Below are 20,240 nucleotides of genomic sequence, written 5' to 3'. Positions count from 1 at the left end.
TAGGGTGGCTGAGCATCTAGTCCGTTGGACCTTAGCTTTAAATTTCTCTGCCTCCGGGACTAACTTCCGGCCCAATTATGGTCACCAAAGCTATGTGGCTGGGGTTTGGTTTTTAAGTTCTACCACCATAAAAGCCCTTGAGTTGACCAATAACTCCAACAAATAGGTTTATTTCAAACTACTCACCTCACCTAATTTGGCCTAGCCAATCCCCATCTATCCACCATGAGTGATTTACCCACCCCAGAAGCACCAGAAGTTACTAATCCGTCCCCGGCGGAACCACCACCAACCTATGTCAAGTTGGCCATGCGTAACATGGTGCGGAAAAAGGGCAAATCCCTGACCCATTTCTTTCTGTCCGCCAGTGCCCTCCTCGGAGTGCTGGTGGGGATTTCCTACCTAACCCGCTAAGGCCATGGCCCCTACCTCCATTCACCAAATTGCAGTGGAACTAAGCCTACAAACTGACTTAACTGGTTCTGCCGTGGCTGGCCCGTGGGTGGAAGAGTTGTTGGCCAATCCCTGGCAAGGGTGGTGTCAAAGCTGGCTAAATTGTCTGGCCGAGAATTTGCCCCCCGCCCCCAGCTACGAACTGACTCTACTATTTACCGGCGATCGCCGTATCCAAGAGTTAAATCAGCAATTTCGTCACCAGGATAAGCCCACCGACGTGTTGGCTTTTGCGGCCCTGGAAGTGGATTTCCCCTTAACAGAATCTGAAGAAATGGGGGAACCTCTTTATTTGGGTGATATAGTAATTTCCCTAGAACGGGCTGACCAGCAAGCCAAGGAACGGGGTCATAGTACAAAATTAGAAGTCGTGTGGTTAACGGCCCACGGCCTACTCCATCTCCTCGGTTGGGACCATCCTGACGAAGCCTCCCTCACCACCATGTTGTCCCAGCAATCCTATTTGTTAACCTTAATCGGCCAGCATCCTCCCCTATTAGTCTAGAAACTTGTAACCCAGGTTACATAGGAGAATTGTTCTGTCGACTACACTGCTCGGAGTCGTAGCTCATGAAATCGGTATATCCCATGTCTTCCCCATCCTCGGCGGTTTTTGCTGATCAGGGTTTATCCGGCAAGGCTAAGCAGACCCAGTCCCCTCCTCCCTTGGCTCTGGTGGTGCCTGCCCCCAAGCCCGGCGCTAAAAAGCCGTTGAGAAAAAATGCCTGGCAGGTGGCCCCCAATCTGTTGGTAAGTTTTCGTTACGCCTGGGCCGGCGTTAGCTATGCTTTTGTCACCCAACGGAATTTTCGTATTCATACTTTTATGGGTACAGTGGTGGTCACAGCGGGTTTTCTGTTGCAGTTAGCTCCGATCGCCGTGGCGGTGTTGGCCCTGACTTCCTCCCTGGTAATGATTTTGGAGTTGTTAAATACAGCCTTGGAATCAGTGGTGGATTTAACGGTAGGGCAGTCCTACCATGAGCTAGCCAAAATTGCCAAGGACTGTGCGGCCGGGGCAGTATTGTTAGCGGCGATCGCCGCAGTGATAGTGGGGGGCTGTTTATTATTACCACCACTGCTATCCTTGATGGTCTAATCCCCGTCCACATTTGACCGCAAAGGAGCATTCCAGTTGATTCTGGTTATAGATAACTACGACAGTTTTACCTACAACCTCGTTCAGTATTTAGGCGAATTGGGGCAGAAGTATGCCGTGGCCGAAGATCTACGGGTGTATCGCAACGATCAAATTAGCCTCGAAGAAGTTAAATCCCTCCAGCCCGATGCCATTGTCATTTCCCCCGGCCCTGGCCGTCCCGACGATGCGGGCATTTCCCTCCAGTTAATCGAAAAGCTGAGCGCCTCCACACCAATCTTAGGGGTTTGCCTGGGGCACCAGAGCATCGGGCAGGTATTTGGGGGCAAGGTGGTGGCCGCCCCGGAATTAATGCATGGCAAAACTTCCCAGATTTATCATAAACAACAGGGCATTTTTGCTGGCCTGGCCAGTCCCGTGCAAGCAACCCGTTACCATAGTTTGATTGTGGAGCGGGAGAGTTTACCGGAGTGCCTGGAGGTGACGGCGTGGTTAGCTGATGGTATGGTAATGGCTTTCCGACACCGGGACTATCCCCATGTGCAGAGCGTGCAATTCCACCCGGAAAGTATTCTGACCAAGGAAGGTAAACAAATGTTGGAAAACTTTCTCCAGAGCCTGGGTTAAAAAAATCTCCACCTTGGACAAACCCCCGCTGTTTCATGGCATTCCTAGCCCCAAGGGTGATAGGCTGGGTCAGTGTTTTTGGGTACGCTAGTCAACCTTTGAATCATTTATGTCTGACACACAAAATACCGGCCAAAACCAAGCCAAGGCTCGGCAGTTACTGGGCATGAAAGGGGCTGCCCCAGGGGAAAGTTCCATTTGGAAAATTCGGCTCCAGTTGATGAAGCCCATCACTTGGATTCCCCTGATCTGGGGGGTGGTCTGTGGGGCCGCTTCGTCGGGGGGCTACATCTGGTCAGTGGAGGATTCTCTCAAAGCCCTCACCTGTATGTTGTTATCCGGCCCGTTAATGACCGGCTATACCCAAACCCTCAATGATTTTTACGACCGGGAAATCGACGCCATCAATGAACCCTACCGACCCATTCCTTCCGGGGCCATTTCTGTGCCCCAGGTGGTGGCGCAAATTTTGATCCTGTTGGTGGTGGGTATTGGTGTTGCCTATGGTCTGGATGTGTGGGCTCACCATGATTTTCCCATTATGACCGTGCTGACCCTGGGGGGAGCATTTATTGCCTATATTTACTCCGCACCGCCGTTGAAGCTTAAACAAAACGGTTGGTTGGGAAACTATGCCCTGGGGGCTAGCTACATTGCCCTACCATGGTGGGCAGGCCATGCTCTGTTTGGTACTCTCAACCCCACCATTATGGTGTTGACCCTGATTTATAGCTTGGCTGGTTTGGGCATTGCGGTGGTTAACGATTTTAAAAGTGTGGAAGGCGATCGCCAATTGGGGTTAAAGTCTTTGCCGGTGATGTTTGGCATCGGGACAGCAGCCTGGATTTGTGTGATCATGATCGACGTTTTCCAAGCGGGTATTGCAGGATACCTGATTTATGTGCACCAACAGCTTTACGCCACCATTGTGTTGCTACTGCTCATTCCCCAGATAACTTTTCAGGATATGTATTTTCTCCGTAATCCCCTGGAAAATGATGTCAAATATCAAGCCAGTGCCCAGCCATTTCTGGTGTTTGGTATGTTAGCCACTGGTCTAGCCCTCGGCCATGCGGGCATATAGAGCACTAACAAGGGGTTTTAAGAGCCCCCTTCCTGCCAAATTGGGGTAGCAGAGTGAGATCAGGATCAGAGCTGGTTTCCCATCATTGCCGGAGCTTTAGTAGGCCGGTTTGGGGAGCCAACCGAAATCTTGCTAACTGGTCCCTAACCCCTAAGGAAAAAGGTTTAGTTTATTGCCGCAATGGGGGGACTCCGGCCCTGTCCCCCGGCGATCGCCCATGCAAAATTTATGGAAATCTAGAGAGGATCAACCCGCACCACATTGCTCTGGTCAAGGTTGAACCATTCTTGCAACAGGTCATGGTTTTCCGTGCTGGAAATGACCTCGTCCACAAACCTTTTCCAGTCCCGGTCCCCCTGGGGCAGAATACAGGCGTAGAGTTCCGTGGTAATGGGTTGATAGGGCCCCAAAGCATAATCAGCGGGATCTTTACCCTGCTTCAGCAGTTCCCCCACCAACAAAATACCGTCACTGACCACCGCAGTTACCTGTCCCTTATCCAATTGGGCAATGCCTTCCTCACGATCCTGAACGGCCACCCACTGGGCCAAGGGATAAATCTGGGGAATAATGTCGAAGGTGGTGGTGTTTTCAATGTAGGCAATGGGAATCCCCTCCAGGGTGCCATTAATTTGAAAACCATCCACACTGGCTTGTTTCATTAAAAACTTGGCCCCAGAAATGAAAAATGGCGCCGAAAAATCCACCAATTCCAAGCGGTCTTGGGTAATGGTCGTGGCTTCACAAACTATATCTAATTCCCCACTGGCGATCGCCTGAAAACGATTCTGGAGGGTAACTGTATCTAAATCAACGGTAATGGTCTTGCCCTTCTCTGCCGCTAACTTTAGACCAATTAAGGCCATTAAATCAACTCCATAACCCTCTATGTCCCCATTGGCCAGTTGAAAACCAAACGGCACCGCATCGATGCGGGTTCCAGCCCGTAATTCCCCTGTGCGGGCCACCCTCTCCAACACCGTTTCCGCCTGCACCGGGGCGATCGCCGCTAGGCCAGTGGTAAAGGTTAAAGCCAACCAAGCAACAGCACTTTTGAGCAACATAAATTTCAATCCTTAAATTCGTTTTAATTTACCAAGGGTTTATCCAGGCTCAGGGTAGCGCAATTAGTTTGCTTGGGCCCAGACAAAATACCCTAGGGGAATGAAAAAATGTTTTATCACAGCGTAATCTCCGACAATGTTGGCCAAGAAATCAATCTCAAAAAGTGTTTTTATGCAACTTTGCCAACACGTCATAGGCTTTAAAATCCCCCGCCCGGCGCAAAAATCTCAGACGATTTTCAATTAGCAGTTTGGCGTCTGCCCTGGTAATTGGTTCGAACTGCGTATTATTTGGCGTAGTTTTTACCAAAAAAAATAACCTTTGGGCATAAAGGGTAGTAAAAATTTCCTGATTGTCATCCAAAAAACAGATCTGATACAAAAGCCCGAAGGTCGGATGGTTAAGGTAAATTTCGTTACTCATTGAGATCGGGGAGTTAGGGCAAGGACAAATTGCCAACCGAGATGGCTGTCACTGGCTAGAGAGTAATCTTACCCCGTCCTGTCTCTCCTTAAGCTCTTAGGGTCAATCAATTTCAAATTTGCTGTAGTTTTTGATACGAAGCAAACCCTAACATTCAGGGGCGGGGCGGTAAGGGACGCACCTCTTCCTGTCCCTTAAAATACAAAGGATCTTGATTAGGGTCTGGGGCTGGCACCAAGGGCTTCATACTGCGGATTGCCCCCAGGGCCTCTTTAATCATCACCGCCGAAGGCACAGCCACTATCACCCCCAGTAGGCCACCGATTCTGGCTCCGGTTAAGAGGGAAATCAAAACCCAAAAGGGATTTAACCCCGTCACACTCCCCAGCACCCTGGGGGCAATGCCATTTTCAACAATTTGCTGGATAACTAAGGCCACCGCCAGTAGTTGCAAAGCCATGCCAATGTCCCGCAGGGCCACCAAAAAAGTGACTAGCACAATGCCCACAGAGCCACCAAAGGGAATCAGGGCCATCACCCCCACCGTGAGGCCAAAAAGTAAGCCAAAGGGAACCTTGAGTAGTAAAAAGCCAGAAATCAGTCCCAGGGCCATGCAAGTGGCGGAGACCAATTGACCGAGGAAATAGTTTTGGAAACTGCGGCGTAGGGTATCGGAAAAAGGTTTTTGGAAGCGCTCTGGCAACCAACCAATGATGCTTTGCCAAACGTCGTCAGTATGGAGGAGTAGATAAAAGGTCAAAATTATCGTTAATAGCACGTCCAGCAAACGCACCACGGTGAACACGGTTAGGCTCAGGGCTAAGTTGAGAGTGCTACCGGCCAGGTTTTGTAGCTCAGCGGCTAGGCGGCTATTAATTTGGGGAATGAGACCGTCAAAGTTAACCGGCCAACCAAGAATTTCTGCTTTTTGATCCAACAATACCAATTGCTTCTGACCCGAATCGAGCCAATCCGGTAGGCGGGCCACTAGTTGTTGGGCCTGGGATAGGGCGAGGGGAATGAGGGTTACCCCCAAGGCGGTGAAAATGATTAGGGCGGTGAGGAAGACAAAACTGGCTGCAACAAAACGTTTTGCCCCCTGTTTTTCTAGCCACGCCACTGGGTAATTGAGTAAAAAGGCGATGACGGAGGCAATTAGGCTGATGACAAAAAGGGACTCAAAATAGCCAAAAATGGAGGATAGGGCCCTGGCATTGAGCACCATCAGAGGAGCCCCCAGCACCAACACCAAGAGACGAGTGATGGCGTTGAGGGAATTCCACCATTTGAACAACCAATTTTGCGGCGGGGGACTGGGATGATTGTTGGCTGGTTCTGTCATAGTTGGCGATCTCGCAGAGAGCCTCGACCACAGGGGTCGTGGGAATGTCAAATCTTTAAGGTCTGGGGCCATTTAGCTTTGATTATTTCCCTCAATCCAGAGTGATAAAATTCTTGCCATTGGGGAGAGCATCGCCAGAACAGGGTAGCTAAGCCCCCACAGGACAGGGAAAGCCCCAACAAAATAAAGGTGACCGGGGTAATGACCCCAATACTGAACCAAGAAGCAACGTGGAGCACCATTACGCCACAGGCGGCTAGGGTGGCAACGTAGGCAGTGTTAACTGACCAGCGGGGTCGGTCCAGGGCAATTAAACCGGCGCAAATGGTGGTGCAGAGTAAAATTGACGGTACCAGGGCGGCGCAAATGCCAACGCAGTGGCCCCGGGAAAAATCAGCTAACCAAGTAATCAAATTCATACTCTCAAAAATAAATATTTCAGCGGCGATCGCCCATAAGACCGTGCCGCCCATTATATAGCAACAGCCCAGGGAGGGTATGGCCGTGGACCACTGGCAACCCAGAACTGGAAAGTTAAAACGTTTAAGGTGGTTTTTGCTATGGTTGACGAGAAGGGCAAGGAGGAATTGGGTCGCCATTCTTCAGCTCAACTTTCGGCAAATTATCAACTTTGTTCAATCCCGTAACCCTCCATGGATACAAACGACTGGCTAAAACAACTCTTGATGATTGGTGTGGGCACCACCACCCTAGTGGCGGAAAAACTCAGCGATGTGAGTGACCAATGGGTGAAAGAAGGCAAAATTAACGCCGACCAAGCCACCGCTTTTGTGGACGATTTAATGAGCCAAATCAAAAGTGAGCAGGGACAAATTGAAGCAAATTTAGAAAGACAACTGCGAAATATGCTCCAGGATTTGGGCTTACCCCGTCAGTCGGAAATGGACGAGTTGCGGGGGCGCATCGATCGCCTGGAACGACAAATTCGTGACCTGGAAAATCAACGTTGGCGTTAACGCTAGGCGGGAATTACCTGCCCGGCTGGACCGTGGTAAAACCATGGCACGGTAGAGTTTATGGAGAATAGGGAACTCGAATCCCTGACCTCTGCGGTGCGATCGCAGCGCTCTACCAACTGAGCTAATTCCCCGAACTGACCCCCCATTTTAACATTCGATGTTGCTGTTCGTTATCTGTTTTAACTTTGGTCTGGCCCTGGGCAATATCTTCCTCGCAATTAGGCTTTATTTCATCTATCGACAGTTACAACGACTCACCAAGCGTCTCGATCATTGGGAAAGCTGTTGTCATAATCTTTTTGCTCCGGCCCCTGCTTTGTTGACTAATCTGGCCCAAAAAAACCGACAGCTACGGCAGCAGTACAATCTTTTGCTAAAACGTTGGTCTCTAATCAAAGGGGTGTTACAAATTTGGCAGTTGGCCGGTCAGCGGCGCTGGTGGTCTAGCTTGGTCAATTAATATTGGGCGAGGAACGTTGGGTTCAAGTATTCTTTGTGAACTGATGGCAGAGAGAATGCAAAGACTTCATATCAACATTGTTATGATTATGGGCCCAGGGCAAACTAACTGCTAACCGTTGACAATGCTGAAAAAGATTTTTACTCTCCTCGTGCTATTGGCGATCGCCGGAGCGGGGTTAGGCTACTATTTTTGGCGCAGGGCAACCCAAATCCCGGCTTGGTTTGAGGCGGAAACATCTACGCCAGCCATTGCTCCTCCGGCAGATTTTCTCCAAGAGAAGATTCGTCGGGAAGTGGTCCAAGGAAATGATGGCGATCGCCTGGAACCAGTTAGGGTCACCTTGACGGAAAAAGAATTGGGACAGGTATTACAAGGGGAAGTGGGTCGTCAACTGAAGATGGAATCTGTACCCCGGATCCAAACCCAAATTAGGGAGAAATCCTTAGAAGTAGGCACGGTGTTAGACCCCAACATGTTAAACAATGCCCGACTGTCCCCGGGGCAACAACGCATTGTGGAGCGGGTTTTACCACTGCTACCCAGTCAAAATCAGCCTTTTTATGTCGGCATAGAAGGGGCGCCCCAACTGGAAGCAGGGCAACTGATCATGACCGAAAATTCCCGCATTAAAATTGGTGAATTGAGCTTTAGTGTCGCGGATGTGGCCCAACGGTTGAATGTGCCACCGGAGAAGTTAAAGCAGATACTACAGGTAAATCTGGATGAATTAAATTTACAGGGCTTACAGATAGAAGATGGCACTGTGAAGTTGGAAGTTAGTCCTCAACGTTAATTCAATTGCCCCATTGTGATCCATGGCACTAGATACTAGATAAAATCACTGAGCATATCCCGTACAAAACTAGCAATGGGGATCGCCACTAAAATGCCCAATAATCCAGCCACCTTGGCTCCAATCATCAAAGAAAGTAAAATCCAGACGGGATGCACTCCAGTGACACGACCCAGTAATCTCGGGGCTAGGCCATTTTCCACCACCTGGTCCACCACAGTGGCGATCGCCAGGACTTTAATGCCCAACCAAATACTTTGAAAACTGGCAATAATACTGATTAAAACAATACTAGTGCCGCCGCCAAAAGGGAAAAAGGCCATAAAGCCCACAAACATACCAAACAGCAGGGCCAGGGGCACTTGAAAAATGCTCAAAGCGATGATTAAACTGACCCCCAGTAGGGCCGCTACGGTGGCTTGGCCAATGTAATAATTTTGAAAACTGTGGCGTAATCTTTGCCTTACCTTATGACGCCAATCAATGGGTAGCCAACGGAACATACCGTCCCAAAATGTCTGCCCCCGCAGTAACAAATAGACGGTCATAATGAAAATAAAGCCAGCTTCCACTAAGCTACCCGCAGTCCAAATTAATAAATTTACTAGTTGATTAGTAATGGAGCGAATTTGATTGGGAAATTCACTGGACAATTCCCGACCCCAAGCACGGAAATTGGTGGGAATCTCCCACTGACTACTTAGATTGTCCAAGTTTTCTAAGTGACGATCGCCTAGGGTATTGAGATGGGGCAAAAGCTGTAAAACAGTACGAATTTGATCCACTAATTTAGGAATTATTAACAGGCCAATCGCCGCCAAAATAATCGCCGTAGTGAGCAATACCAATATCACTGCGTAGGGCAATTTCAGACGGGGATATCGCTGGAGCCAACGCACCGGATAGCCAAGAATAAAAGCGATCAGGTTGGCAATAATAAAAATTCTCAGGGGGGACTGAAAATAATCCAATAGCTGCAGTAGCACCCAACCGTTGAGCAGGCACAGGGGCAACGTTAGACCAATCCACAACCAACGGCGATCGCCAGGGGGCATATTGGGCCAATTCATCAAAAAATAAGATAGTTAAACAGGCAATTAACCTAGACTAATCGATTGCTTCATAATCACTGTAAACAGTTTCGTCAGAGTCAAAATCAAACTCCTCCCCATCATCTAAACCGTACACCGGAGCAGTTTCCACATAATCCATACCACCGGGATTGATGGTGCCATTGATCATGGTGCCGGGAGTCATGGTGATGGCAGGAGAGGTCTGGGGTGTATTCAAATTGGTTTCCAGCGGTTCAATCATTTGGCTCGCGCCACTGCTGGTGCCCTGAACAAAATTAGCAAATTCATTACTACCAACTCCCTTGCCCTGTTGATAGACTTCCGTCCCAATAAGTAAGATAATCTGCCGGAATTCCTCCACCAAGGTCTGCAATTTCTCCACTGGAGTATTGGGAGTCCGTAAGGCGATCGCCAATTGGTCCTTCTTCTGCTTACTGGAAGATTTGAGTTCTTCCCGCACCAGTTCGCCATTTTCCTGGAGCGTAGTCTCGTAGGTGTGGAAAAGGCTCTCCGCTTGATTCTGTAGCTCCATCATCCGCAGACGGAGTTGATCCTGGGCAGCATACTGTTCAGCATCCTGGCGCATCTTTTCAATTTCCCCACCGCTCAAGCCACCGGTATGGCTAATGACAATGCTCTGTTCCTTGCCGGTGCCTTGGTCCTGGGCGGAGACCTTGAGAATACCATTAACATCAATTTCAAAACTGACCTCAATTTGGGGCATCCCCCGGGGAGCGGGAGGAATCCCTGCCAGCAAAAACTTACCTAGGCTTTTGTTATCCCTGGCCATGGCCCTTTCCCCTTGGAGCACATGGATTTCCACCGACGTTTGTCCGTCGATCGCCGTGGAAAAAACCTCTGAGCGACTAGTGGGGATGGTGGTATTGCGTTCAATGATTTTCGTTGTCACCTCCCCTAAAGTCTCCAAACCTAGGGATAAAGGCGTTACATCCAACAGCAACACATCCTCCACCTCGCCCCCAATGACCCCGGCTTGAATAGCGGCTCCCAACGCCACCGCCTCATCAGGGTTAACGGAACGCTCCAACTGACTATCGGGGAAAAACTCTTGAATAACCCGTTGAATGGCCGGAATACGGGTAGAACCTCCCACTAAAATGACCCGGTGGACATCACTAGCCTTGATCTCACCGTCGTCCAACGCCCGGGTGAGGGGAACCCTTGTGTCCTCCAGCAACTGCTTAGTCAGTTCCTCAAACTGACTCCGGGCAAGTTCCATTTCCAAATGTTTGGGCCCCGTCTCATCCGCCGTGATAAAAGGCAAGTTAATGGTTGTGTTCAGCATGCTAGAGAGCTCAATTTTGGCCTTCTCCGCTGCCTCCCGCAGTCGTTGAATTGCCATTTTATCCGTGCTCAGGTCAATATTTTCCTTCTGCCTAAAGGATTCTGCCATCCACTGGACAACACAATTATCAAAATCGTCCCCCCCCAAATGATTATTACCGGAGGTGGATAGCACTTCAAATACCCCATTGCCCAACTGCAGTAGGGAAACATCAAATGTTCCCCCTCCTAAGTCAAACACCAAAATTAACTCTTCCGTTTCCTGTTTATCCAGTCCATAGGCCAAAGCCGCCGCCGTGGGCTCATTGATAATCCGCATTACTTCCAAGCCGGCGATCGTCCCCGCATCCTTGGTCGCTTGGCGCTGGGCATCGGTGAAATAGGCCGGCACCGTAATGACTGCTTGGGTAACCGGCTCCCCCAAAAAAGCCTCGGAGTCCGCCTTCAGTTTTTGCAAAATCATGGCGGAAATTTCCTGGGGAGTATAGGACTGACCCCGGATGGACACACTGACAGTATCATCCCGCCCCTTGACGCAGTTATAGGGCACCCGGGAACGTTCCTCCACTGTGTCATCCCAACGCCGCCCAATGAATCGCTTAATGCTATACACCGTATTTTCCGCATTGGTCACCGATTGACGCTTAGCCAATTGCCCCACCAATCTTTGGGAACCCTTGCTAAAACCAACAATGCTCGGCGTGGTACGGCCCCCTTCCGTATTGGTAATCACAATGGGTTTACCCCCTTCCAACACAGAAGCACAACTGTTGGTGGTTCCCAAATCAATGCCAATGACTTTGCCCATAACTGCTGACCCCGAAAAACAATTGTTGACTTCTAAGTATTTTCTAGGAAAATTTAAGCCTTTTGATGCAAATTTAGACCATTACGCCCCACTTGGTCATCCTTAGAACCAATTTTATGTTCCCATTCCGTTCTGCCAATTCTTTAATACTGGGGCGATCGGGGGGAAGAGACAGGTCCCCAGACCTTTCCCAAAGACCAAAATCCCTGAAAAATGACCATGGGAAACCACTGCCCTCAGACCAATAAGCCCTAGGGGTTAGTGTCTTCTTCTCCGGACTCTACTCCCTCTTCCGGAGCCACTGCCACCTTAACCATGGAGTGACGCAGTACGATGTCGTCTAAAAGATAACCCCGTACCAACTCTTCAATCACCGTATCCTCAGGATATTCAGCGGTGGGTTCCCGGAGCATCGCCTCATGGTATTTGGGATCAAAGGGTTTTCCCTCAGGACGCATGGGAGCTACTCCTAAACTTTTAAGGCTGTCCACCAGATTTTTGTAGACCCCTTGATAACTTTTGTGGATCAGATTTTCTCCGTCGGAGTTCGGCTTAATCTGGGTGCGAGCCCGCTCAAAATTGTCCACCACTGGCAAAAGTTCTGTGATTGTTCTTCCCTTGATAACTTTTGCCTGCTCCTCTTTTTCCCTTTGGGTACGCTTGCGAAAATTATCAAACTCAGCAGCCAGGGCCACATAGCGTTTTTTGACGGAGTCTAGTTGCTCCGACTGCTCAGCCAATTCCTGACGATGGCTAGCCAAATCCTTTTGCAGGATGGCGATTATTTCTTCACTACTTTTTTCCTCGACATCATCCCCTGCTGGCCCAGCTTCCACATCGATTTCTGGGCCCTCCGACTGCTCCCCGGACTGTCCCTCTAACACGGCATCAGTAGGTTGGGGACTTTCCTCCGGAGTGGCGGTGGGAATATTACCAGCCTCTGGGGGAACTGGGTTGGTTTGATTTTCGAGGGAAACTTGATCTTCGTTCATCGTATAAGGCGAAACCTAGTTGTACACTTTATCTAAGCGTAACTCGACCTGAAAAAAACTCCGAATTATGAATTGGTGGAGTTGTGAAGATGTTATTTCAATTCAGGTGAGTTAGTGCAGCCATTTGACTAGACCAGGGGATTATGATTGGGAATAATCACCGATGGTCACCATTGGCTAGGGAATAGTTTACATTATACGAATCTGGGTAGGTCTTGCTATGACATCTTCCTCCTCTTCCAAGAAAAGCCGTGCCGTTGCCCTACGGAATTATTTTTCCCCCTTCGGTAATAAATTGGTGGCGGGGGGCCATGTGGATGCCGAACAATTGCGACAGGCCCTGGTTCAGGTTAAAAAAACCGGACGGTCTTTGCCCGAGGAGCTTAAGGCGCTCACCGGTCGGGAATTGTCTCCAGAACTACTGCGACAGTACAAAAAAAATCAATTATTTGAGCTCAAAGTACTCTACGGGGTGGACAGTGTCGATCCGGAGGTTGCTCCAGTTGCCACCCAGCAGATGGCGGAACTGATCGGCCGATTTTTCCCTTTGGATACCTGTCGGCGCTTCAAGTTTCTTCCCCTAGCCCAACAGGATGGGGATCCTCCCAGTGTGTTGGTGGCCATGGTAGACCCCGATAACTTAGCCGCCCAGGATGAACTGAACCGAATTTTGCGGGTCAAAGGTTTTGAATTACGCCGTTTGGTGGTTACCCAGGATGATTTTAACCAACTCCTAGACCAGTATTATTCCATCCGGGAGGAGTGGGAGGCGGCCCAGGATAAAAAAGACCAGGAAAGGGCCCTTGATAAACTTAATGATTTGACGGATATTGTCGGCTCCATCGACATGAATTTGTCCGAGGATAAGGATGACGTTGACAATGCGCTGGATTCTAACGACGCCAACCAAGCTCCGGTCATTAACCTAGTTAATAAAATTTTGGCTAAGGCTTTACAGGAGGGTACTTCTGATATTCACGTTGAGCCCCAGGAGGAAACCCTGAGAATTCGTTTCCGTAAGGATGGGGTTTTAAATCAGGCTTTTGATCCTCTGCCCCGGAAGATTACCCCCGCAGTGGTGGCCCGTTTCAAAATTATGGCGGATATGGACATTGCCGAAAGGAGGTCGCCCCAGGATGGCAAAATTCGCCGTATTTACCAGGGTAGGAAAGTGGATTTTCGGGTTAACACCCTACCAAGCCGCTATGGAGAAAAGGTGTGTTTACGGATTTTGGACAACTCCGCCACCCAACTGGGTTTGGATTTCTTGATTACTAACCCTGAAACCCTACAAACGGTGCGGGAATTGGCCGCTCGGCCCTATGGCTTGATGTTGGTGACGGGACCCACCGGATCGGGGAAATCCACCACCCTGTACTCGGTACTGGCGGAACGCAATAGTCATGAGGTGAATATCAACACGGCGGAAGATCCGATTGAGTATGCTTTACCGGGCATCACCCAGGTACAGGTGATTCGGGAAAAGGGCATGGATTTTTCTAATATTCTGCGGGCATTTATGCGCCAAGACCCCGATGTGATTCTGGTGGGGGAAACCAGAGATAAGGAGACGGCCAAAACGGCCATTGAGGCGGCTCTGACTGGACACTTGGTTCTAACTACTCTCCACACCAATGATGCGGCGGGGGCGATCGCCAGGTTGGATGAAATGGGGGTGGAACCGTTTATGGTTTCTGGGTCATTGCTGGGGGTGTTGGCCCAACGGCTAATGAGGAAGGTTTGTACGGAATGTCGGATTGCTTACCATCCCACCAAGGAGGAATTATCCCGCTTTGGGCTGTCCGCCTCCGGGGATGAAGTGGTCACTTTTTATAAAGCCAATACCCTTAGTCCCGATGAGATTCATTTGGCACGGCAACAGGGCAGTTTATGTCAAAAATGTAGTGGCAGTGGTTATAAGGGCCGGGTGGGGGTCTATGAGGTGATGCGTAATTCTGAGCGTATTGCTGAGTTGATTAACCAAGGGGCCACCACTGACCGCATTAAGGACTGTGCCGTGGAAGAGGGCATGATTACCCTATTGGCCTATAGTCTTAATTTGGTGCAGGAAGGCTACACCACCTTGGAAGAAGTGGAACGGGTCACCTTCACCGATACGGGACTGGAGTCGGAAATGCGGGCTAAGCGCAAGAGTGCCTTAACCTGTCGTGTTTGTGCGGCGGAACTGCAACAGGAATGGCTTGATTGTCCCTATTGCACGACTCCCCGTTTTAGCTAAATGGCAGTGCGGGGAAGCGGGGACTTAGTTTAGTTCGTTGACCATGGAGATGAGCAGTCCCTCCCATCCTTTACCATTTGCTATGCCAGATACCCGTGCCTTTTCTGCAACAACTCGGCCCTATTTTGCCACCGTAGCCCGGGGACTAGAGGCGATCGCCGCCCAGGAATTGAGTCAATTGGGGGCAGAACAGGTAAAGCCGGAATTTGCTGGGGTTGCCTTCATAGGCGATCGGGCCTTGCTGTATCGCATTAACCTCTGGTCTCGGTTAATCTACCGGGTGCTGATGCCCATGGCCACGGTCAAAGCCTTTAACGCCCAGGACCTATACCGCAGTATTAAAAAAATAGACTGGGATGAATTTCTCAGCCCCGACCAGACCATACAAATTAACTGCACTGGCAAAAATCCCCAGCTTAACCATAGCCACTTCACCGCCCTCCAGGTGAAAAATGCCATTGTCGATCAACAGCGCGATCGCCATCAACGCCGCTCTAGTGTTGACCTGGAGCAGCCAGATATTGTTATCAATGCCCACATTCACCAAAACCATTGCCAACTTAGCCTTGACAGCACCGGCTTCAGTTTGCACCGTCGGGGTTATCGTCCAGCCATGGGCCAAGCTCCCCTGAAGGAAACCCTGGCTTCTGCTTTGCTAACCATAGCGGCATGGACCCCGGAACAGCCCCTCTATGATCCCCTCTGTGGCTCTGGCACATTTCTGTTGGAAGCAGGGCTACAAAGTTTAAACATTGCTCCTGGCAAATTCCAGCCTGGTTTTTGCTTCCAGCAATGGCCCGATTTTGACCAAGACCTCTGGCAATCCCTCCTTGAGGAAGCTAAGGCCGGGGAAAAGGATACACTCCAGGCTCCCCTGTGGGGCAGTGACGGCGATCGGGGGGTAATTCAGGAGGCTAAAAGCAATGCCCAGCAATGTCAGTTGGCAGGAAAGATCAATTGGCAACAACTCGATTTTGCCGACATTGAACCACCAGCAGCCCAGGGCATGCTAATTTGTAATCCTCCCTACGGTAAGCGCATTGGCCAAGCAGAAGCTTTGGGAGATTTTTATCAACAAATAGGGGATGTGCTCAAGCAAAGATTTAAGGGCTGGACGGCCTTCATTTTGAGCGGTAACAAGGCTTTGACAAAACGCATTGGCTTGAGAACCTCCGCCCGTTTCCCCATTAACAATGGCGGTTTGCCCTGTACCCTGCTGAAGTATGAACTTTATTAATTTTCCTGGCAAGGCGATCGCCAAAACTTTCTGGCAGAAAACCTAGCCAATGGAGAATTTTGGTCTTGAATTGTGGTCCATAGCGCAAAATTGGTTAAGACCGGTAGAATCAGACCTTTATCGCCATGAAGTTTATCCCCAGCTTGTTTGCCCTGGCCACAGTCATTGTTTGTCAGCCCCGAGTTTTTGCCTTTGAGCCTGCGGAAACGATCAAAGTTAACACCATCCTCAAAACCGAAACTAGTTGGGATGGTCAACCCCTGACGTATCCGGAAGGGCAGGCGGAAATCACCGGCATGATCATCGAACTTGCCCCCGGTGCTGAAACGGGTTGGCATTCCCATCCAGTACCCTCCTTTGGTGTGCTTATGGAAGGGGAATTGGAAGTTACCCTCCTGGATGGTCAAAAAAAGTTAATTAAAGCGGGGGAAGCCATCGCTGAGGTGGTAAATACAGTACACAATGGCCGCAACGTCGGGGATAGCCCCGTCAAGATTCTCGTGTTCTATGCGGGAGCAACGGATTTACCGATCACTGTGAGGGAACAGAACAATTAAACTGTCCAGGAAAACTGAAGCGCTCATTCCCAAGGGGCCGGTGGAAAAATTACCCGGGTTTTTGGCCTCCGCCTCCCCAGGGCAAGAAAAACCGTTGACAGCTCCCACGCCTTTAGGTGAGGGATTCCTGCTTCACTGGGTTTGTCTAGTCTTGTGCCATCTCTGTTCCAAGACCCCGCAAGACCCCGTCCAGATTCCCCTCCACAGACATTTGTTTTTACGTCCACGATGTGCCCCACCGCAGACAAAACAAACTTTTAATTTATAGTTTCGATTTTCTCATTCCTAGACTATGACGCCCCTGTGTTCAGGTATTTCCTTTTGGTCATGCATTCTAGTCGGCGAGAACCACCAATCTTGCCTCTCGTGGCGCGGGCATCCACAGGTTAACACAAAGACGTCCTAAGCTAAGGGACGGGGTTTTAAACCCATTTTTTCGATAGACTAGGCACAGTGGTCATCTAGCATGCATGGGGTTTCCGTCCCAGGGCGATCGCCTAGAATTTTGGCCGGCTTCGTATTTTTTCGCAAATGTATGTTTAATTGGTTCCGTCGTCAGTTTGGTAAAGATAACACCGCCCCCGAGTCTGCTCCCCCAGAAGGGGCGGAGGTTAGTCCTGAATTGGCACCGGAGGTAATGCAGGCAGAAACTGAATCCCCCAGCGAGGAAGATTCTCCAAAGGTGGAATTAGCTACTCCCGCCCCGGAGGAACCAAGCCCCCCCACTGCCAACCCCGAGGATTATCTCCAATGGGCTAAAACGGCATACCAAAATATTCAGGCCCGTAAAGCGGAAACTGTTACCCCGCCGGACTCCTCTACAGAGACAACGGTGGAGGAGAAAACAGAAACGGATGAAGCGGAAGCTGATCTTATGCCCTTGGCATCCGACCAACCATCGGCAACGGTGACGGTAGAAGATAGCCCCACTGCCCCGCTGGAAGAAGCAACGGGCCCTGCTTGGTTGCAAAAATCTGATCGCCTGGAAGCCCTAAAAGAAACGGCGGTGGAAGAGGCCACAGTGGCAGGTACTCTTACCGCTGAATCCATGGCCATGGATGATGATTTCATCTGGTCAGCTAAGGTATTAGCGGCTCAGGGGCGATCGGCGGCGGACGTGTCAGCAGAAGAAATTGATTGGCTGAGAAAACTGCGCCAGGGGCTGAGCAAAACCAGGGTTAACTTGGTCAACCAGCTTAAATCCATTGTTGGCCAGGGACCCCTCAACGAAGCGGCGGTGGAAGAAATTGAAGCCATTCTGCTCCAGGCCGATGTGGGCATTGAAGCCACCGACTACATCATCACCACCCTCCAGGACAAATTGCGGGAGGAAGCGTTGCCGCCGGAACAGGCCATTGAATTCCTCAAGGAAATTTTGCGTTCCATCCTCGATCGCCCTCTGCTATCCCTGCCCAGTCCCGAATTTGCCCCGGAAGCGGAAGGGTTGAATGTTTGGTTATTAACGGGGGTCAATGGGGCCGGCAAAACCACCACCATTGGTAAGTTAGCTTTTATGGCTAAACAATCGGGCTATGAATGCGTGATTGCGGCGGCGGACACTTTTCGCGCAGCGGCGGTGGAACAGGTAAAAGTGTGGGGGGAAAGGAGTGGCGTGCCGGTCATTGCTAACCCCGGACAAAACACTGACCCGGCAGCAGTGGTCTATGACGGCATTAGTGCGGCCCAGTCCCGTAACGTTAATCTGCTGTTGGTAGATACGGCAGGGAGGTTGCAAAATAAGAAAAATTTGATGGACGAGCTGGCCAAAATTCGTCGCATTATCGACAAAAAAGCCCCCAATGCCACCGTGGAATCCCTATTGGTGCTGGATGCTACCCTGGGGCAAAACGGTTTACGCCAGGCGGAAGTATTTGCCGAGGCCGCTAAATTGAGCGGTGTGGTGCTGACCAAGTTAGATGGCAGTGCTAAGGGAGGGGTAGCCCTGGCGGTGGCCCAGCAGTTGAATCTGCCCATTCGTTTTATTGGAGCAGGGGAAGGCATTGAGGATTTGCGCCCCTTTTCCAGCTATGAATTTGTTGAAGCCCTACTAAACGGTTAATATTTTTGTGCTAAGAGCGACCAATGATCGATCGCCGTTTTTTGAATCTAATCCTGCCCTGGATGGTTGGTCTTTGGGGGGACGGGATCCGGAAACCATCAAACAATTAATGCCTTTTTGGGAATGGTTTTACAAATACTATTTCCGGGTGCAGACCAGTGGCTGGGAAAATTTGCCGCCGGAACAGGTATTGCTGGTGGGGTCCCATAATGGCGGCCTTTCTTCGCCAGACATGGTAATGATGATCTATGACTGGTTTCGTCATCAGGGTTTACACCGTCCCGTGTACGGTTTGATGCATCCCACCGTTTGGAAAATGAGCCGCCCAATGGCGGAGTTGGCCGTTAAAGTAGGGGCTGTCCAAGCCCACCCCAAAATGGCGATCGCCGCTCTGCAATCCGGGGCCAGCGTGTTGGTCTATCCCGGTGGAGCCCAGGATGTGTTTCGTCCCTTTAACCAACGCCACCAAATTTATTTTGCCGGTCGTAAAGGTTTTATCAAATTGGCGCTGAGACAGCAGGTGCCCATTGTGCCGGCGATCGCCGTTGGTTCCCACGAAACTCTGTTAGTTATGGGGGACTGCTACGACCAGGTTAAATATCTCCATGACCTTGGTATGCCTTGGTTATTGGACGTTGATCCGGTGGTTTTTCCCATCTATTTGGGTTTACCCTGGGGTCTAGCATTGGGGCCCCTCCCCCATGTGCCCTTCCCGTTAACCATGCACACCCGCATCTGTCCACCGATCTACTTTGAGCGTTACGGCAACGACGCTGCCAAAGATAAGGATTATGTGGATCAGTGTTATCAACTGGTAAAAACTCAGATGCAACGGGAGTTGGATAGCCTGGCTGAAACCGCCAACATTTTTCCCTGGTGAATTAAAGTAATCTGAATTCTTCGCCAAGCGGGAGGATCTAACTATGGTTAGGCGACCCCTTTTCTCTCCGGTACAGAAGAGACTTTCTCCCCTAATTTTGGCTCTGTGCCCTGGAAGATTCGTTCAATGTTGCTGCGGTGACGAACAATCACGTACATACCCGCCAGCAGGGTAAAGGCAAGATAGGGCGGAGGCAATTGGAGCGCTAGCGCAATACCATTAACGGCGATCGCCGCCACAATGGAACTGAGGGAAACAATGCGGGTGAAGAAAATTACAGCTAAAAAGGTGACCAAAGTGCCCAGGGCCAACCAAATATTGAGCATGAATAACACCCCTAGGCTGGTAGCAACGGATTTACCGCCGGAAAACCGGAGAAAAATGGATTTGCTGTGCCCTAGCACCACCGCAATGGCCACCCCCAACGTTAACCAATTTTGCCAATCTGCTGGTAAGGCTGGTAACCAGTCGCCCCCGTAAATGGCCCGTACCAAGGCCACGGCCATGATCCCCTTACTGATATCAATCGCTAAAACGGCGATCGCCGCTGGTTTCCCGAGGGTGCGAAATACATTGGTGGCCCCGGTGGATTTGGAACCATGCTCCCGAATATCAATGCCTAACAATAATTTACCCGCTAGGTAGCCGGTGGGGATAGAACCCATGAAATAGGTAATGAGGAATAGGCACAAACAGAGGAAGAGAGCAGTAGTCATGGCGTGGGCGAAAGGTAATCAGCATCGGCAGGGCTAACACCAATTA

The 20,240-nt window shown here is 50.2% G+C and carries 21 protein-coding genes and 1 tRNA gene; 13 read left to right on the top strand and 9 right to left on the bottom strand.

Annotation, left to right across the window (positions count from 1 at the left end):
* The first annotated feature begins 225 nt into the window (after positions 1-225).
* The 5 genes from H6G45_RS08360 (at position 226) to chlG (ending at position 3,262) form a co-directional block, all read left to right on the top strand.
* A complete protein-coding gene (locus tag H6G45_RS08360) occupies positions 226-414 on the top strand; it encodes a DUF3285 domain-containing protein (protein ID WP_190598000.1) in 189 nt (62 codons plus the stop codon).
* Between the two features lie 4 nt (positions 415-418).
* Positions 419-958: an rRNA maturation RNase YbeY gene (ybeY, locus tag H6G45_RS08355; protein WP_190597999.1), complete on the top strand. Its 540-nt coding sequence runs from the start codon at positions 419-421 to the stop codon at positions 956-958.
* 65 nt (positions 959-1,023) lie between these two features.
* A complete protein-coding gene (locus H6G45_RS08350) occupies positions 1,024-1,551 on the top strand; it encodes a diacylglycerol kinase family protein (protein WP_190597998.1) in 528 nt (175 codons plus the stop codon).
* A 36-nt stretch (positions 1,552-1,587) separates the two neighbouring features.
* Complete coding sequence (locus H6G45_RS08345) at positions 1,588-2,178, top strand: aminodeoxychorismate/anthranilate synthase component II (RefSeq protein WP_190597997.1); 591 nt, start codon at positions 1,588-1,590, stop codon at positions 2,176-2,178.
* Between the two features lie 109 nt (positions 2,179-2,287).
* The gene (gene chlG, locus H6G45_RS08340; protein WP_190597996.1) at positions 2,288-3,262 is read left to right on the top strand and encodes a chlorophyll synthase ChlG; all 975 of its coding nucleotides are present in this window, start codon (positions 2,288-2,290) and stop codon (positions 3,260-3,262) included.
* 236 nt (positions 3,263-3,498) lie between these two features.
* Here chlG and H6G45_RS08335 read toward each other — a convergent pair whose 3' ends face one another.
* The 4 genes from H6G45_RS08335 to H6G45_RS08320 all read right to left on the bottom strand — a co-directional run bounded on the left by H6G45_RS08335 (position 3,499) and on the right by H6G45_RS08320 (position 6,565).
* Positions 3,499-4,326, bottom strand: coding sequence for an amino acid ABC transporter substrate-binding protein (locus tag H6G45_RS08335; protein WP_190597995.1), 828 nt, complete (start codon positions 4,324-4,326; stop codon positions 3,499-3,501).
* A 157-nt stretch (positions 4,327-4,483) separates the two neighbouring features.
* Positions 4,484-4,750 (bottom strand): transcriptional coactivator PipX, encoded by a 267-nt coding sequence (gene pipX, locus H6G45_RS08330; RefSeq protein WP_010873509.1) that lies wholly within the window; start codon positions 4,748-4,750, stop codon positions 4,484-4,486.
* Between the two features lie 154 nt (positions 4,751-4,904).
* Entirely contained in the window at positions 4,905-6,092 is a 1,188-nt protein-coding gene (locus H6G45_RS08325; protein ID WP_190597994.1) for an AI-2E family transporter, read from the bottom strand.
* A 47-nt stretch (positions 6,093-6,139) separates the two neighbouring features.
* Positions 6,140-6,565 carry a hypothetical protein gene (locus tag H6G45_RS08320; RefSeq protein ID WP_199309645.1) on the bottom strand — a complete coding sequence of 142 codons (426 nt, stop codon included), beginning with the start codon at positions 6,563-6,565 and terminating at the stop codon, positions 6,140-6,142.
* 180 nt (positions 6,566-6,745) lie between these two features.
* On the opposite strand from H6G45_RS08320, the gene H6G45_RS08315 reads away from it, so the two are divergent.
* Positions 6,746-7,069, top strand: coding sequence for a phasin family protein (locus H6G45_RS08315; protein ID WP_190597993.1), 324 nt, complete (start codon positions 6,746-6,748; stop codon positions 7,067-7,069).
* 61 nt (positions 7,070-7,130) lie between these two features.
* On the opposite strand, the gene H6G45_RS08310 is transcribed toward H6G45_RS08315, so the two are convergent.
* Positions 7,131-7,203 (bottom strand) — tRNA-Ala (locus H6G45_RS08310).
* Between the two features lie 26 nt (positions 7,204-7,229).
* On the opposite strand from H6G45_RS08310, the gene H6G45_RS08305 reads away from it, so the two are divergent.
* Positions 7,230-7,532: a hypothetical protein gene (locus tag H6G45_RS08305; RefSeq protein ID WP_190597992.1), complete on the top strand. Its 303-nt coding sequence runs from the start codon at positions 7,230-7,232 to the stop codon at positions 7,530-7,532.
* A 124-nt stretch (positions 7,533-7,656) separates the two neighbouring features.
* Positions 7,657-8,328, top strand: a complete 672-nt coding sequence (locus tag H6G45_RS08300) for a hypothetical protein (RefSeq protein ID WP_190597991.1) — start codon at positions 7,657-7,659, stop codon at positions 8,326-8,328.
* Positions 8,329-8,363: 35 nt separating this feature from the next.
* Here H6G45_RS08300 and H6G45_RS08295 read toward each other — a convergent pair whose 3' ends face one another.
* From H6G45_RS08295 to grpE, 3 genes are all read right to left on the bottom strand, one after another.
* A complete protein-coding gene (locus H6G45_RS08295) occupies positions 8,364-9,398 on the bottom strand; it encodes an AI-2E family transporter (RefSeq protein ID WP_190597990.1) in 1,035 nt (344 codons plus the stop codon).
* 37 nt (positions 9,399-9,435) lie between these two features.
* Complete coding sequence (gene dnaK / locus H6G45_RS08290) at positions 9,436-11,514, bottom strand: molecular chaperone DnaK (RefSeq protein WP_190597989.1); 2,079 nt, start codon at positions 11,512-11,514, stop codon at positions 9,436-9,438.
* Between the two features lie 251 nt (positions 11,515-11,765).
* Positions 11,766-12,506 (bottom strand): nucleotide exchange factor GrpE, encoded by a 741-nt coding sequence (gene grpE / locus H6G45_RS08285; protein ID WP_190597988.1) that lies wholly within the window; start codon positions 12,504-12,506, stop codon positions 11,766-11,768.
* Between the two features lie 220 nt (positions 12,507-12,726).
* Between grpE and H6G45_RS08280 the strand changes: the two genes are divergently transcribed.
* The 5 genes from H6G45_RS08280 (at position 12,727) to H6G45_RS08260 (ending at position 19,478) form a co-directional block, all read left to right on the top strand.
* Positions 12,727-14,745, top strand: coding sequence for a GspE/PulE family protein (locus H6G45_RS08280; RefSeq protein WP_190597987.1), 2,019 nt, complete (start codon positions 12,727-12,729; stop codon positions 14,743-14,745).
* Positions 14,746-14,827: 82 nt separating this feature from the next.
* Complete coding sequence (locus tag H6G45_RS08275) at positions 14,828-15,982, top strand: class I SAM-dependent RNA methyltransferase (RefSeq protein ID WP_190597986.1); 1,155 nt, start codon at positions 14,828-14,830, stop codon at positions 15,980-15,982.
* Between the two features lie 125 nt (positions 15,983-16,107).
* Positions 16,108-16,539: a cupin domain-containing protein gene (locus tag H6G45_RS08270; protein WP_190597985.1), complete on the top strand. Its 432-nt coding sequence runs from the start codon at positions 16,108-16,110 to the stop codon at positions 16,537-16,539.
* A gap of 535 nt (positions 16,540-17,074) precedes the next feature.
* Positions 17,075-18,598, top strand: a complete 1,524-nt coding sequence (gene ftsY, locus H6G45_RS08265; protein ID WP_190598096.1) for a signal recognition particle-docking protein FtsY — start codon at positions 17,075-17,077, stop codon at positions 18,596-18,598.
* Between the two features lie 7 nt (positions 18,599-18,605).
* Positions 18,606-19,478: a lysophospholipid acyltransferase family protein gene (locus H6G45_RS08260; protein ID WP_190597984.1), complete on the top strand. Its 873-nt coding sequence runs from the start codon at positions 18,606-18,608 to the stop codon at positions 19,476-19,478.
* Between the two features lie 47 nt (positions 19,479-19,525).
* Here H6G45_RS08260 and plsY read toward each other — a convergent pair whose 3' ends face one another.
* Entirely contained in the window at positions 19,526-20,194 is a 669-nt protein-coding gene (gene plsY, locus H6G45_RS08255) for a glycerol-3-phosphate 1-O-acyltransferase PlsY (RefSeq protein WP_190597983.1), read from the bottom strand.
* Positions 20,195-20,240 lie beyond the last annotated feature (46 nt).

Origin of the sequence: Synechocystis sp. FACHB-383, from assembly GCF_014698605.1 — a bacterium.
GTDB lineage: Bacteria > Cyanobacteriota > Cyanobacteriia > Cyanobacteriales > Microcystaceae > Synechocystis > Synechocystis salina.
This window is presented reverse-complemented; position numbering and strand designations above follow the sequence as displayed.